This window comes from Dapis hubbardiae BLCC-M172, from assembly GCF_050016015.1.
Taxonomy (GTDB): domain Bacteria; phylum Cyanobacteriota; class Cyanobacteriia; order Cyanobacteriales; family Microcoleaceae; genus Trichodesmium.
The window spans coordinates 35,156-50,572 of the sequence record NZ_JBNHEQ010000251.1; the positions used below are offsets into that span (position 1 = coordinate 35,156).

8 protein-coding genes and 1 tRNA gene are annotated in these 15,417 nt (G+C 35.2%); 2 read left to right on the forward strand and 7 right to left on the reverse strand.

Annotation, left to right across the window (positions count from 1 at the left end):
* Positions 1–64: 64 nt before the first annotated feature.
* From ACP6PK_RS23440 to ACP6PK_RS23450, 3 genes are read right to left on the reverse strand one after another with little or no spacing between them, the layout of a single operon-like run.
* Entirely contained in the window at positions 65–445 is a 381-nt protein-coding gene (locus ACP6PK_RS23440) for an acyl carrier protein (protein WP_426563138.1), read from the reverse strand.
* Positions 414–2,219 (reverse strand): acyl-CoA dehydrogenase, encoded by a 1,806-nt coding sequence (locus ACP6PK_RS23445; protein WP_094673489.1) that lies wholly within the window; start codon positions 2,217–2,219, stop codon positions 414–416. The genes ACP6PK_RS23440 and ACP6PK_RS23445 overlap by 32 nt, the downstream gene beginning before the upstream one ends.
* 46 nt (positions 2,220–2,265) lie before the next feature.
* On the reverse strand, positions 2,266–4,068 hold the full coding sequence (locus tag ACP6PK_RS23450) for a fatty acyl-AMP ligase (protein ID WP_426563141.1): 1,803 nt from the start codon (positions 4,066–4,068) through the stop codon (positions 2,266–2,268).
* 961 nt (positions 4,069–5,029) lie between these two features.
* Here ACP6PK_RS23450 and ACP6PK_RS23455 point away from each other — a divergent pair.
* Entirely contained in the window at positions 5,030–5,347 is a 318-nt protein-coding gene (locus ACP6PK_RS23455) for a hypothetical protein (RefSeq protein WP_426563143.1), read from the forward strand.
* A gap of 740 nt (positions 5,348–6,087) precedes the next feature.
* Entirely contained in the window at positions 6,088–8,223 is a 2,136-nt protein-coding gene (locus tag ACP6PK_RS23460) for a pentapeptide repeat-containing protein (protein ID WP_094671370.1), read from the forward strand.
* Between the two features lie 690 nt (positions 8,224–8,913).
* Here ACP6PK_RS23460 and fba read toward each other — a convergent pair.
* The 4 genes from fba to ACP6PK_RS23480 all read right to left on the reverse strand — a co-directional run bounded on the left by fba (position 8,914) and on the right by ACP6PK_RS23480 (position 14,468).
* Positions 8,914–9,993, reverse strand: coding sequence for a class II fructose-bisphosphate aldolase (fba, locus tag ACP6PK_RS23465; protein WP_426563145.1), 1,080 nt, complete (start codon positions 9,991–9,993; stop codon positions 8,914–8,916).
* Positions 9,994–10,335: 342 nt separating this feature from the next.
* Positions 10,336–10,407: transfer RNA gene (locus tag ACP6PK_RS23470), tRNA-Lys, on the reverse strand.
* A 285-nt stretch (positions 10,408–10,692) separates the two neighbouring features.
* Positions 10,693–11,565: an aldose epimerase family protein gene (locus ACP6PK_RS23475; RefSeq protein ID WP_426563147.1), complete on the reverse strand. Its 873-nt coding sequence runs from the start codon at positions 11,563–11,565 to the stop codon at positions 10,693–10,695.
* Between the two features lie 1,118 nt (positions 11,566–12,683).
* On the reverse strand, positions 12,684–14,468 hold the full coding sequence (locus ACP6PK_RS23480; protein ID WP_426563149.1) for a CapA family protein: 1,785 nt from the start codon (positions 14,466–14,468) through the stop codon (positions 12,684–12,686).
* Positions 14,469–15,417 lie beyond the last annotated feature (949 nt).

A 15,417-nucleotide genomic window follows, 5' to 3' on the forward strand; every position in this document is an offset into this window, starting at 1 on the left:
CATTATCAATTTTTAAAGAGGTAATGATCAATTATCCATTATCCATTAATAAAGAACCACTTACTTATTTCCAAAAACCGCCCCAACCTTTACCAGATTTTGCAGAAGGTTCTTCCTCTTTTTCTGTTACTTCTTCAGAAAATTCCAGATTTTCTAATGCTTCTGAAATATCAAATTCAGACACTAGATATTGAGCTGATTTCTCAATTGTCGGATAATCCCAGAACAAAGTAGAAGGTAATTCTAAATCTAATTCATCTTCTAATTCACCCACTAGAGTTACTGCATCAATAGAATCTAAACCATGACGAGTTAGAGGATCTGCAAACTCAATAGTGTTTTTATCAATAGTAAGTTGTTCTGCTAGCCTCTCCCTAATCCAGTTTTGCAGAATTTCTACTGGGGAATTTTCATTAAGCGTGCTGGAGTTCTGAAGTTGTTGCATTTGTTATATTCTCCTGTTTTTGAGTTTTTGCTAATTGAAAAGGAACAATAGAAAAAGCTTTATTTTCTTTATAAAGTTTGAGCATTTCTTGAGTGACTTTTTCCTGGTAGGATTGGTCTACTTTTTGTGAATGCCCAAAAGGTTGTAGTAGACGATTTAGACTTAAAACTAACCATTCACCACTAGCAAAGAAGTCTCCTAGTAATTCTCGGTTATAAATCCACATTTGTACACACGCAGTAGCAGCGTGTAAAGCACAATATTTTTTAGTTATATCAAATAGTTCTGGTGACTGGTCGTGACCGAACTCAAATGCTGAATTAGCAATTTGTTGATCATGAGCATTTACTTCTTCAAGGATACATTCAGTTAGGGTCGTAATTTGCTCTAGAACTAATGGTTCTATATTAGCATTTTTTAAACCTTTTAACTGTTCTAATGCAATTTCTAATCCTTGTAAAGTATCATCAGCGCCCCGCCCTGAAATTTCTAATTTTTCTGGTTCCAAAGTAGGCAATTGTTTCTCTAAGGAATAAATTATTTCCAGACGAGATTTAATTTTTTCCATCTTAGCAGAATTCCGTCGAGAACGATGTTTTGTTAACTGACGGAACTGCAACATTAGAGCGTGCAAATTAACAGTTGTACTACCATCAAACACACTAATAATTGAATTATCTCTCAGCACTTTTTGGAACATTCCAAAATCATGTTCTTCTCGCATATAAAAACGAGAACCTAACACTGATGAAATATTATTAATCATTGTTTCTAACTGAACAGTGACAAAATATTTCACCACTGCTGCCCAAACACTAAATTGTTCGGGAATAACATGAAATCCTCTTGCTGCCCCAATAGTTTCACAATCACAAATTAATAGGTCTAAAAATGCGTCTAGAAGAATTTTTCTAGGTTGAGGAATGTCAAATACTGTCTTATTATAAATGACCCGATTAATTGCAAACTTTAACGTAGTTCTTAAAGCCGTATCAGCAGCACCATGAGAAAAAGCTGCACATAAAGTTCGAGTAATTTGAAATCCTTTCAAAGCAACTTCTAGACCAGCTCCTTCCCCTTTTATCAACATATCTTCAGGAACAAAGCAATCTTTAAAACCTATCCCACTCATATCAGAAGCTCGAATTCCGTGGGTAAGAATTTTCGGTAAATTGTAGTAATTTGCTGGATCGAGTCGGCTTTTTTCTACCATAAATAAAGATAGACTTCTAGCCCCGCCATCTTCTTTATCTGTCTTTGCTAATATATAAGATACTCCTGAAATAGTTGCCCGATTTATAGGCCACTTTTCTCCATTTAGTAGATAACCTCCAGGAACTTTTGTGGCCGTTAAATCTCCACCAACTAGGTCAGCACCATGTTCCTTTTCTGAGTAACCGAGACACATTGCTCCATGTTCATCTTTAATATAAGTTGCTAACCTTTGTTTTTGCTCATCTGTACCAGCCATCCAGGTAATAAAAGACCAAAACAAAGTAGTAAAAGCAATTCCTATTGTTTGGTCGCGCCGACACAAAACTCGAACAAAAGCTACAAACTCTTCAAAAGAAGTAAACTCTCCACCACAATTCACAGGCACATAGTAATGTTGTAGTTTCCAGTTATAGAGCCATGCAATTTCCTCATGGGGAAATTCTTCACTCTCATCAATCTCAATTACTCTTTTAAAAGACATTTTACTGTCTGGATTTTCTGGATCGCCAAGAGCACGTTCTAGTTCTTCAGCTACCCAATATTGCTTTAGTTTATCCATGCTAAATTTCCTGATTTTTTTGTAGGGGCGAATGGCATTCGTCCCACTAGCTATTTTTCACTTGAGATGCCAATGACTCAACTTCTTCTTGTAACTGGCGATACTTGGAGGTTAGTTGAGGATTTTCACTCCAGTCAGCTATTACATCTAGTGTTCCTGCCAAAAAGTTTGAGCGACAGGCACGACGTTGAATCTTGCCACTGGCGGTCTTGAGAATATTTCCTGGTTTACCTAAAACTACAGCATAAACTTGTAGCTCATGGTCCTCAGAGACAACCTGGCGGATGTCATTAATTACTTTCTCAGTATCCAAATCTTGGGTGCGACGCTCCACCTCTTGAACAATTACTAGATGTTCATCACCCTTAACTTCAATTGAAAATGCTGCGCCATAGTCTGGACGGAGAGCGGGATGAACTTGTTGTACTGTCCACTCTATATCTTGGGGGTAGTGATTTGTACCTCGGATAATGATCAAATCCTTGATCCGCCCAGTAATATATAGTTCCCCATCTTTCAGAAAACCTAGGTCTCCAGTCCGCAAAAATGGACCTTCTCCACTGTCTTTTATATAAGCTTGGAATGTTTCTTTGGTTGCTTCCGGACGTTCCCAGTATCCTTGAGCCACACTAGGGTCTAATACCCAAATTTCTCCTACTTCATCAGTTGCACATTTTGTGAAAGTTTCTGGATTAACAATAGCGACCTGAGTTTCACAAACTAAGCGACCACAAGATGGATAAGCTCTTACCCCTGTTTCATTCTGAGAAACTTCTACAATTTTCTTTTCTTCTACTAAAGCAGTTGCATCTATAGTACAAAGTACAGGATCTGTAAGTTTTGGTTTAGCTGATACCAGGAGGGTATCTTCTGCTAATCCATAACATGGAGCAAAAGCATTCCAACGAAAACCAGTACCTGAGAAAGTTTCGTAGAAACTCTCCATAACTTTAGGATTAATAGGTTCTGCTGCATTACCTGCTGCTTCCCAATTACTCAGGTCTAATGTAGATAGTTGTTTTGGTTTAACTCGCCGAACACAAAGGTCATAGGCAAAGTTAGGTCCCTGACTGTGAGTAGCTTTGTAATTTGAAAGAGCTTGCAGCCAACGGAGGGGTTGCTTGACAAATGAGAATGGGGACATAATGTAACATGGAGTCCCATTGAATAAAGGCTCCATCATTCCTTCCACTAATCCATAATCGTGAAAGAAAGGCATCCAGGTTACTGTTATACTTTCCGGCGTGTAGCCACAAGCTCTCTGTAGATACCCCAAGTGATGAAGCAAGTTTTTATGGGTAAGCATTACCCCTTTTGGAGTCGATGTTGAACCGGAAGTATACTGTAAATATGCTAGAGTATCGCTAGTAATTTCAGGGTCTACCCATTCTTTAGCTAACTCTAGGTCAACAGATTCAGTATCTATCCAGCGCATTGTCTCGAATTCGGGAAACTCATCTGCTACTTCTTCTACAAGAGAAATTATGGTACCAGTTGTTAGAACTATGGAAGCTTGAGCATCTTGAACTATAGCTCTTAGTCTAGGTAAGGTGCGTTTAAGACGACCTGCTTCTGGAGGTGGCACAGGAATAGCTATGACTCCAGAATATAGACAACCACAAAAAGCTGCTATTGCTTCTAATCCTTGTGGATAGAGTAGTAAGCTTCTTTCTCCTTTGACTTGATGTTTTTGTAGCAATGCTGCAATAGCTCGTACTCGACGCTCTAGTGAAGCATAGGTCAAGCTTTCTCCTTCTTTTTTTCCGTCAACCAAGAAAGTGTATGCTAGTTTTTCTGGTTGTTCTGCTGATAAAGTTTTAAGTAGGTCTATTAGGGTAGAATATTTCACTGTCTCACTCATTTAATGGGAGAGGCATTGGCTCACTTTTATTAAGATATAGTTTGTTGTCTAGATTGGACTAGAAACTTTATTTAATTATTTGTCCTGGGTAATACACCTGATAAAATGTAATTTTAGTAACATTTACTTATGTTGTTTGTTTCTCAAAGCTTAATAAACCGATGCAAGCAATGATTTTTCAACTAAGAGGTGGTAGTTTTTTTTACTATATCTTTAGCCAGCCTGTTTTATTTTGGCATAAGTCGATCGACGATTGCAACTGTTTGCTTTCTTCTTTACCGAATCTTTAAATATATAGAGAAATCTTATTTGACCCACTCAGACCAGGCTAATTGTGGCCGACTCTAGTCATTAGGGAGGCAAGTAAAATTTATTCGTGAAAGAAAATATTTGTAGTGCGTCAAGGAAGTGTGGGGAGTGTGGGGAATGTGGGAAGACGTCCGAACATTTGGAGGAATAATTGTACCTGTATCTTTTTGTGCAATTCTGCCAGTCGTCCTAACTTTTTAGTCTCAAAGGCTAAAAAATAGGCACTTTTTTGGCTCCCATCTGGGCGTTTAACCTTTATATATCAGTGCTTTGAGATTATATTAGCCAGCCATACCCGACTTATCCCACACTTTGCTGATGCACTACCAAAATATTCAACAATCTATCTATCACAAGTTTCATGGAAGCTGATGTAAAATCTATTGATAATATATAAATATATATATATTATCGTAATTACCATTCAGTATTATAGTAATTAGCATTCAGTTCTCATAAATAAGTTTTGTTGTTTCTGTAATTCTCTATTTTTTTCAAGACTGGTTAGTGTAACTGACCAAGATGAAAAAGACTATATCACCTATTATTAAAATTAGAGTTGCTAAATTTATTACTTATAACTCACAATTACTAAATGCTATAAGTTGATTAGTGAAATTATATATAATTCAATTCTCCAATGAGTTATCAAAACAATCAAAACTTTAAAAAAAATCCTGAACTAGATGAGGAATATACTTCAAATTCATTCACTCTCCTATATAACGTTGTGAAATCAATTCAAGTTTTTTTTGCACAATTCTTAGAATGGTTTCAGACACTTCCTCAATGGGGAAAAATTATAGGATTAATTATGATTCCTATATTTGTCATCAAAATATTAGAGGCTGTTGTCAGTTTAGTTTCTTTATTAATTACTATAGGGGTATTTGGAGGAGTAATTTATCTTGGATATCGTTTTTTAATCCCCCCTAATTACTCAGACAAAGACAAATAAAAAAACACTAATATCTAGATTTTTGAGATGATAATTAATTTTCAAAATCTAGCTCAATCAAACCCTAATCATCAAAAAATAACCACTATATTTATTGGGTTTATCTATATACTGATTATGTAAAAACTTTTTCTCAAAGTTAAACAAGTTATATATAGCAATCCGCGCATAGGTCATGGCAAATCAAAAAGTAGATAAAAAACTTGTAACTACTGCCAGTTAAGTGTTCCCTAAAAGCAGTAAGGTTTTGATACACAAATAAAATAGGACTGCTATAGCTATATAGCATTTCTCAAAGACATAGATAGAGGTACACAAGTTCTGAATTCTAGGTAATAGATAATACCAAAATAGAGAATGTAGAGGAGGGAAAAATACTATATCTCATCATTAATATGAGAAGTGTCATATCATTATGGCAATTGTAAACAAAATTTCAAATATCAGTTTGACCACAAGAAAACAATAGTATATAGTATCTGTGAAATTCGTTTCAAAAACTGTATAGATTTATTACGGATTTTATCTGTTAATAATATTTAGAGATAACAGATAACTCGATCAAGTATGGGTAAAGTAGAGACAAAACCAGTTTAAATGTAAAATTAGTCCCCTATTTGTTCCTAGTTAGGAAAATCAAAAATCAAGGCTAAAAACAGGTAAATTTAGTTATAATACCATACTGACGATGCAAAATAGTCAATCTAAAAGTTGAAAATATTAAAGTAAATATATAAAGTATGACAAGCCCGACTTGTGATTCAGGGATTAATAATAACCCAGAGACATCGTGGCAGTTAAAATCTAAGCAACTACCAATCTGGGTTCGTAGATGTGGTGCTTGGGCTACGGAAGTATCTCTCATTGTAGTGAGTGGAACAGTTCCATTTTGGCTCGGTCAGTTAGGTAATATAGGCAACAAATCTGTTCCTCTTAACCCAGTTGTAGCAAAAACTACAGAAGTAATTGCCAATACTTTCGGAATTCCTTTACGAAACCGTTATCAAAAAGTAACCCCTCTAGCTAATCTACTATGGTCTGGAGCATTATTAGCTCCTCCAGTAATTGTAGCTTGGCAGTTATATTTATTAGCCACAACAGGTCAAACATTGCCTAAGCGTTGGTTTGAAGTGAGAGTTGTGGCAGCTTTAGGAAATTCTCCAGGTTGGAAAAAAACCTTGATTCGCGAGGGTGTGGGAAAATGGGGATTACCTATGGGAACTGCCTACTTAATTTGGCGCATGACAGGAGCATTTCCTTCTTTGGGAATCCTTTTATTATTGGGAGGATTAACATCCTTCATTGATATTTATTTTGTTCGTTTTAATAAACTACGTCGCACTGGACACGATAAATTAGGAAATACTTTTGTTGTAGATGCGAATTCTGGTCAATTGGATTCTAATCCTTTTAGTTTAGGTGATACTGAAACACAAATTTCTATAGCAACAATTGTTCTGACTGAAAAAAAATCAGAAAGTTTTTATTTATGGCCTTGGATACGAAAAAATCCTGGTATTACTTTACTAATTGTGACTACTGTAGGTATGGTCTCAGTTTTGGGGACTATTTTTGGTACTCACGTCTATATTCAAAATCAAGCAAATTGGCGGGAGTTTAAACAACAAGATAATGATATGTTTCTGGCTCTTGTTAACAAGTTGTCCTTAACTTCCACTAAACCCCAGGAACGACGAGTTTCAGTTTTAGCCTTGGGTTCGACTAAAGATCCCCGCGCAATACCATTATTAGTAGATTTGTTGGGACAAGAAAAGGAACCAAGTATACTTGATGGAATTCAACTATCTTTGGTCAGTGCTGGACCAACAGTCCTACCAGAACTACGTCGCTTAAATCAAGCTTTGAAAAATGATCTGGATTCTTTAAGTTATGGTGGTAATTCTCAAGAACAACTTTTGGTATCTCTACGACTAAGGGCAACTCAAAAGGCGATCGCCAAGGTTCTCAAAGTTTACAGTGGCTTGGTTAAAGATGTTGATTTGAGTGGAGTAGATTTAGGCCAAGTGACTTCTACACCAGCAAGCTTTACTTTGATATTAGAAAATACGGATTTATCTGGAGTAAAATTCAGAGGTGCTATTCTGAATCAAGCTAGTTTTAAGAATAGTCGCTTTTACGGACCAGGAAAAGATAATCGTTTAGGAACTTTTGATGATTCAATTGCTGATTTGAGTGGGGCAAATCTGATAGAAGCCAATTTAATGGGTGCTGTATTAGGTCCAGTTGTCATGCAACGTGCAGATTTGTTTAGAGCAACTCTTAGTAAAGCTAGAATGCCAGATTCTATCCTGAAAAAAGCAAATTTAAGTAGTGCCAAGTTAATTGAAACTGACTTACACCGAGCAAACTTAAGAGAGGCGAGTTTTACTGGTGCAGATTTAGGAAGTGCTGATTTATCAGAAGCTAATTTATACAGAGCTAATTTAAGTAAAGTCAAAGCTGAAGGTGCTAGTTTCCAATCATCCGATCTAAGAGAGTCTAACTGGCAAGGATCAAATTTATCAGGAGCAAACTTCAGTAGAGCTAATTTGAAAAAAGCAGACCTGAGTTTAGCCCAGTTAACTAATGTCAACTTTCGGAATGCTCAACTGCAAAATGCTAATTTAAGAAATACAGATTTAAGTTTGGCAGATTTGCGAGGAGCAAACTTAAATGGAACTGATTTAAAAGGGGCAAAATTGGCAGTTCCAAAACCTACTCAAGCAGAGCAATTTTTGGCCACTCCACTAGATACATTCAAATCGGATCATTTGAGAGGAGTTAATTTCAATTTTGCCAAGAACTTAAACCCCGATCAAATTAACTACATCTGTCAACAGGGAGGAGTTCACGAAAAATGTAAAAGTAGGGAGTAGGGAGTAGTTAGGAGAAATGGGAATTATAAGCTTTCTATTATTTTAACAACTTATCATTGAGAAATTAGAAATTTTGGACTGTTTAAGACTACAGAACTATAACGTTATAGTTTTTCCACCCTGTATGTAGTGTTTATCCTTACATCCTGATGAAATTAGAATAAAAATCAGAAGCTTTATGTTATTTCAAAAACTTATCATCGAGGACTTAGGAATTTTTGAGGGTTAAACACTACGGAACTATAACGTTATAGTTTTTCTACTCTATGTCTAGTATATCTCCCTAAGTCTTGACTAAATTAGAATAAAAAATGAGAAGCTTTGTGTTATTTCCGTAATTTATCATCGAGGACTTAGGAATTTTTGAGGGTTAAACACTACGGAACTATAACGTTATAGTTTTTCTACTCTATGTCTAGTATATCTCCCTAAGTCTTGACTAAATTAGAATAAAAAATGAGAAGCTTTGTGTTATTTCCGTAATTTATCATCGAGGACTTAGGAATTTTTGAGGGTTAAACACTACGGAACTATAACGTTATAGTTTTTCTACTCTATGTCTAGTATATCTCCCTAAGTCTTGACTAAATTAGAATAAAAAATGAGAAGCTTTCTGTTATTTTGACAGCTTCTCATTAACTAATTAAATATTTCAGAATTTGGAGTAGAAAATTCTAATTATGCTATAAACTATACTGAAACTGTAGTCTTAGTAGTAGCAGCTAAATCTCCACTAGCATACTTAGCAGCAAACTCATCTAAAGTTTGAACCTTAATCTTACTAGCATTACCAGCAGTACCAAACTGTTGATAACGATCCAAACATACCTGCTTCATTAACTTAATAGAAGGCTTCAAGAAGTGACGAGGGTCAAAATTAGAAGGATCTTCAGCAGCAGCCTTACGAATAGCAGCAGTAATAGCCAAGCGGTTATCAGTATCAATATTCACCTTACGAACACCACTCTTAATACCTTTTTGAATCTCTTCAACAGGTACACCGTAAGTTTCAGGAATATTACCACCATACTCGTTAATCATAGCCAATAAATCTTCAGGAACAGAAGAAGAACCGTGCATAACCAAGTGAGTATTAGGTAGACGACGGTGAATTTCTTCAATTCGGCTAATGGCCAAAATTTCTCCTGTAGGCTTACGAGTAAACTTATAAGCACCATGGCTAGTACCAATAGCAACTGCTAGAGCATCTACTTGAGTTCGCTCTACAAATTGTACAGCCTCATCTGGATCGGTTAAAAGTTGGTCTTCAGTAAGCTTACCTTCAGCTCCATGGCCATCTTCCTTATCACCCATACCAGTTTCTAAGGAACCTAAACAACCTAACTCACCTTCTACACTTACACCGATAGAGTGAGCAACCTTAACTACTTCAGCAGTAACATTAACATTATATTCAAAGCTAGCTGGAGTCTTAGCATCTGCCTCTAGTGAACCATCCATCATCACGCTAGTGAAACCGTGGCGCATAGCCCCATAGCAAGTAGAGGGTGAATTACCATGATCTTGGTGCATCGCAATGGGAAGATGAGGATAAGTTTCTACTGCGGCCAAGATTAAGTGACGGAGAAAATTTTCACCAGCATATTTGCGTGCCCCACGAGAAGCTTGTAAGATTACAGGGCTGTCTGCTTCATCTGCCGCCTGCATAATGGACTGAATTTGCTCCATGTTGTTGACGTTATATGCAGGAATTCCATAACCGTTTTCTGCTGCATGGTCTAGTAGTAAGCGCATTGGTACGATAGCCATACCTTTTCCTCCTAATATTTTTTGTTATTAGCTTATTAGCAACTTGATTTACTTAAGCTTAATTCTTACGACAATATTAAGACAAATTGAAGATTCTGTCTATAAATATTAAATTTATCTTTTAATCTTTGAGTAAAAGTTACGAAAGTCCCACTTTTGAACAAAGTAGGTATTGAGATTAGTGGACTCAAATTTTGGATATCATCAACCAGGAACACTTCTGCTACGGGTTGAAGCCTGCTAGTTTTTATTCAAGCGGCTATTAAAAATCCTCCTAGGTACTTCCTAGAGTCTTTTTTGAGGTTTGCTGTTAATTATTTAGCTTTATTTATATAGTTTTAGTGGATCGCCCGGGACTCGAACCCGGAACAAATCGGTTAAAAGCCGAGTACTCTACCATTGAGCTAGCGATCCTAATTTATAGATGAAGTCAAAAGTTAGTAATTAAACTTTTACTATGACTAAGTTTGAGAGGTTGAGAATTTTTTAACTTCCCTATGGGATAGTATGTATTTCTTTTTCTCTCACACAATTACTAACATTAGCATAGTCATAACAAATATTGCAAGGGTTTTCGGAAAAAATTTTATATTTTGTGACAACTGGCTATGGAAAAGTAATTTTTTGATCGATAAAGTCCATATTTATTTTGGGGACAAATTAATGGTGTACTAAATGCTCGACTAAAGTATACAAGCATTACACAAATGTTGCAGTGAGTCTGATTAGCATTTCACAAGAAGACCCAGGCTCTAAATTAACCATACGATAACCTGTGTTTAGAGAATTAGCAGGAGCTGTCCATGGCTCTAAACTGTAAAAATTCTGATTCTTAACTGTCCATAAGACAATAGTTGAATATGCAGAAGTATAACTTAGTGTAATTCTTAAACCACGACTTTGATCGTAGACAGTTGTGGCCAAACCTGTTAATTTTTCAAAGACTGCATCCACTTCATCTAGTTTAGAATCAAATTTACAATAATTATCATGTAGAGTTCCCGTATTCCGATCCAAATATTGCATTGAAGGGATATTAAAGTGGAGCTGATGCTTATTTGGAGCTAAGAAATAAGGATGCAGTCCTGTGGAAAATGGCATCTTTTGTGTATTGCCCAAGTTAGTATAAGTTTGGAATATTTCTAGAGAGTTACCTTTCAGTTGGTAGGTAAAGGTAAGTTTAAAATCGAATGGATAAATATTTCTGGTTAATCTATTGCTGGTTAAAACTAGAGTTATTGAGGCTTTATCTTGATTGGACTTTCCTATGACTTCCCAAGGTAGGTCTCGTGCAAATCCATGTTGTTTGAGAAAGTAATCATTACCATTGTATTTGTATTTGTTGTCTGGTAAGTTGCCACAAATAGGGAACAAGATAGGTATTCCACCTCTTACAGTTAATTCTGGATTCTCAAATCTGTTAGTATCAAGGTAAAGTAGCTCCTGATTCTTTACACACCAATTGGTAATTATTCCTCCTCTCTCTGGCACTACATCAATACTAGAATTAAATGCTAAATCAGAGAGGGTATAAGTTTTGTATTTTTTCTGTTGTAGTGCAATGGCAAACACAGTTTTTATTTTAATTCAAGAATTGAGTATTTAATATTATACCAAGCATGAAAAAAGAATGCTATTCTTAGGTGAAGGTTCACTTATTAAGTAATTAATCTGGGCGAAATGACATCTTTAGTAATTAGTACGCCAGTCATTGTTAATTATTTATATTTTTACTTTTACCCGACTCCCTTACTCAAGAAATTTTAGCGAACACTTATCAAGCTTGATATTAGGTACTGGGTTATTATCGGTAGCAATAAAAATAAACTTTTTTGGTAATTTACGCAATGATTATTTAGGGTTTGCTGAAAAAGTCTTTTGAAGGAGTAGAGGAGTGGGGGAGGAGCGGACTAGATATTAGTTAGGAGAAACGAGGAATTTAGAGGAGATAGTCGAATATATCTCTCCCTTGATTTTTCTGCTATATATTCTACCTTTGATGCTCACTTTTTGAGAGTTTTCCAGTCAAAACCAGGGACTTTTTTTTTACTTAACGATGCACTTACCAAATAATTAATAGTTAATAATTAAGATTAATTAATTAATTATTCATTCAACAATTCGCACCTTGAAGCCTCTCCTTTCCAGGGGATAAATCAAAAAAATTCCTTTTAGCCAATCCCCTTCTTGAAAGAAGGGATAATTATTAATTATTAATTGTATCGACACCTCATCGCATGAACATTGTTAGTCGCTGAACTTTACCTGTCAGTGCTTTTAGATTTAATCAGCACAGCAATAATTAGATGTCTAGTTTTTTTGTGATTAGAGACTAAATATATCAATAAATCTAAAAAAGTGAATAGGAAATAGGTAGTAGGGGGGTTGCAAGAAAACCCAATTAACTATTGGTCAAAAAAATATTCTGGAAATATTAACTAAATTAAATGAGGATTTTTGCTATTAGCCACAAATGTAAATTTATACCATCGGTTCCAGCCTTAATATTTTCTTGACAAATAGTCTCTTAATAGTAATTTACTAGCAACTATTAATTTTGTAAGAGTTTTTTTCACTTTGTACTGTATACTATATGCTGTCTTGATCAGCATTTTCACTTTACCAAATAACTAAACTAAAAGATAGGATAGTTTGAATACTAATAGTTTTTAATATTAGTATAATCTTGATTAAATTTGTAAACGAGGCAATTCAATAAAAGGTTGTTTGATAAATGGTTTTTGAATGAAAGAATCTTGTGCTTCCTCGGAATTTGCTTGAGGATTTAATATTGGTGGTAGAGAAAAGCTATTGTTAGTATTCATACTTGTTTCTTGCTCTGAATTCTGTGCAGGAGAGTCTGTGGAATCTCCATTGCCTTCTAGAGATTTTTCAGGTAACTTAGGTAAAGTTGGAGTTGATAAAGTGTTAGAGTTTGGTTCCCTGGGAAGAGAGTCAATACCAACAAAATTAAAATTTTTATTTATTGGATCTATTGCTACAGGAGTTCTCATTGGTTGATGAAAAACACTAGAAATTTCTGCAATGTGTTTGAGAATTTCCTTTCCTTTTTCACCTTTGACAATTTGAGGTTGATATTGATTAACCTCTACTGGCAAAAACTCAATCTTCATTTTTTCTGGTTTTGAAGACAAGGAGACTTTCAAGACAGCAGTCTTATAATCACTCTCTTGGTTAGAAGTATCTCCAAAAATAAAATTACCTAAAGAATATACAATAGGTCGCCCCTTATAAATTTCTGCCCCCTGCAATACTTTCGGATGATGTCCCACTACCAAATCAGCACCTTGGTCAATTGTCATCCTAGCTATATTCATCTGCCAGTCTCCAGGATATTCTGATAATTCAACTCCCCAATGATAATTAACAATTATCCAGTCTACCTGCTTTCTCAAATTTTGAATATCTGAAGCTATCTGATCATTATTACGAATATTAATGTTTACCGAGCCAGCAGTTGGTTGAATATCTGTATCATAATAATTGAGGTATGCAATCTTTTGGCCTTTAACCTCAAGAATTTTTGGTCTTCTCGCCTCTTCTTTTGTTTTGCCAGCCCCTAAAGAATGAATACCTGCATTTTCTAGAGTTTCTATTGTTTCTACTAAGCTTTTTTCTGTATAACCGATAGTATGATCGTTAGCTAAATTTACCAGATCGACTCCTCCGGAAGTTAATACCTTAACATAGTTGGGATCTACTGTTAATTCTTTTGGCTGAGTTGTACTTTTGAGAGTAGAACGAGTTAGAGGATTTTCTAGATTAACTATAGCCAAATCTGCTGTTCTATATTCATCCATTTTCGCAAAAGGTAACTTATAATTTCCTTTGATTAAATTAGAAACTGGATGAGATAAATTAACATCTCCACCAAACATTAAGGTGACAGTATCATCGTTTGGGTTAGCTATATTTTTATGATTAATTACTTGTACTTTTTCAGTAGCAGTTTCTACCCACTTATCTGAAATTGAATGTCTTAATAGAACTGAATAATAACTTACCCAACAACCTAAAATAAAAGCTGCTACAGCTGAACCTATTAACATTAAAGAGCGAAATGTTTGAAATTTCAGGTTATCAGTTTTGTTTGCCAAATTAGATTGCTTATTTAAGTTTCTTTTTGTAGAGGAATTAATTCTCACAGAGTGTTTCCACAGTATGTTGGGTGAACCACTCAAACGCCCCACAATTTTTACTCTTTCTAGTAGAGGAGAGTTAACTTGAGCAAGTTGATGACAGATAAACTTAATTAATTTATCTACGGGAGGTTCACGCTGAAATTCTACTAAAACTTGTAGAGAGCCAAGAGAGCCAGTAGTTTCTTTAGCTATACGAGCTGAAATTCCTTGGGGTTTTAGTTGTTTATTAATCCAGTGACTAATAGCCTGAAAATCACCAGAGTGTGCTAATTCAAAAAGAGATGTTCTACTCAAAGTTGGTGTGTAATTCATAGAATTTGCAATTATTTGGGATGATAATCATGTAATGCCAGTTTCAAAAAATATTGCGACAAAGCATTGGGTTTTTAGGAGTTAGGATTTAGGAAATATGGATTGATATTATTTATTTTTTATGAAACTATAACAAAGTCAAAATTGACTAAATAGAGCTTACTAAGTTGAACAGCTTTCTCTTGAGGGAGATGCTGAATGAACACCTATAAGTCATCATTAAGAAGTAATTTTGGTAATTTAGACCTGACTATTAGATGAAAGCTTTATAGGGTTTAAATTGCCACCTTTACCTGGGTTCTCTACAATTGGTAGGGGTTGAATTCCCAACTAACAAAGATTACTATTTCCTGACTGCTTCTTCAAGAAATTATTTTTATATCAATGGCATAACATAATTAAATACTTCACCTCATAGTGGGCAGCAAATATATTAACATTTCTGTACTTATTTTACTTTAAGTATTAAGTATATTAAGTATATTAGGCATGAATTTGATATAATAATTGCCTTTGCTATAGTTATTTATTAGGTAAGCATTCAGCTATCAGCTAGCCTCCGTAGGAGGAACTTCCTTAACAGCTTTCAACCATATGAATTGTATGGGTTGAAAACCCAAACTCTTCGTTCTTGTGCTTCAATTTATGGGTTTAAAATATAGTATGAGTTAAACGAATTCTTGCTTCATTCATTTTTATTGCTGTTTGCGTAGCATGACCTAGGATGAGCTGACAGCTAATAGCTGTTTCGCTTGCTTCGCTGCGCATTCATGTCGCGCAGCATTCCGCAGGAAATGCTTACTTTATTAGCATTTTTCAGGACATAAAAATAACAGATATTTAACATTAACTAGCTTAGATAATCACAATTATTTTTATTAGACATATCTTTCCCCCTACTCCCTACTCCCTACTCCCTACTCCCTACTCCCTACTCCCTACTCCCTAC

Bases quoted from the DNA above. Each gene is read 5' to 3' on its own strand.
- ACP6PK_RS23445 (WP_094673489.1), bottom strand. From the start codon at position 2,219: ATGGATAAACTAAAGCAATATTGGGTAGCTGAAGAACTAGAACGTGCT.
- ACP6PK_RS23480 (WP_426563149.1), bottom strand. From the start codon at position 14,468: ATGAATTACACACCAACTTTGAGTAGAACATCTCTTTTTGAATTAGCA.
- fba (WP_426563145.1), bottom strand. From the start codon at position 9,993: ATGGCTATCGTACCAATGCGCTTACTACTAGACCATGCAGCAGAAAAC.
- ACP6PK_RS23440 (WP_426563138.1), bottom strand. From the start codon at position 445: ATGCAACAACTTCAGAACTCCAGCACGCTTAATGAAAATTCCCCAGTA.
- ACP6PK_RS23460 (WP_094671370.1), top strand. From the start codon at position 6,088: ATGACAAGCCCGACTTGTGATTCAGGGATTAATAATAACCCAGAGACA.
- ACP6PK_RS23455 (WP_426563143.1), top strand. From the start codon at position 5,030: ATGAGTTATCAAAACAATCAAAACTTTAAAAAAAATCCTGAACTAGAT.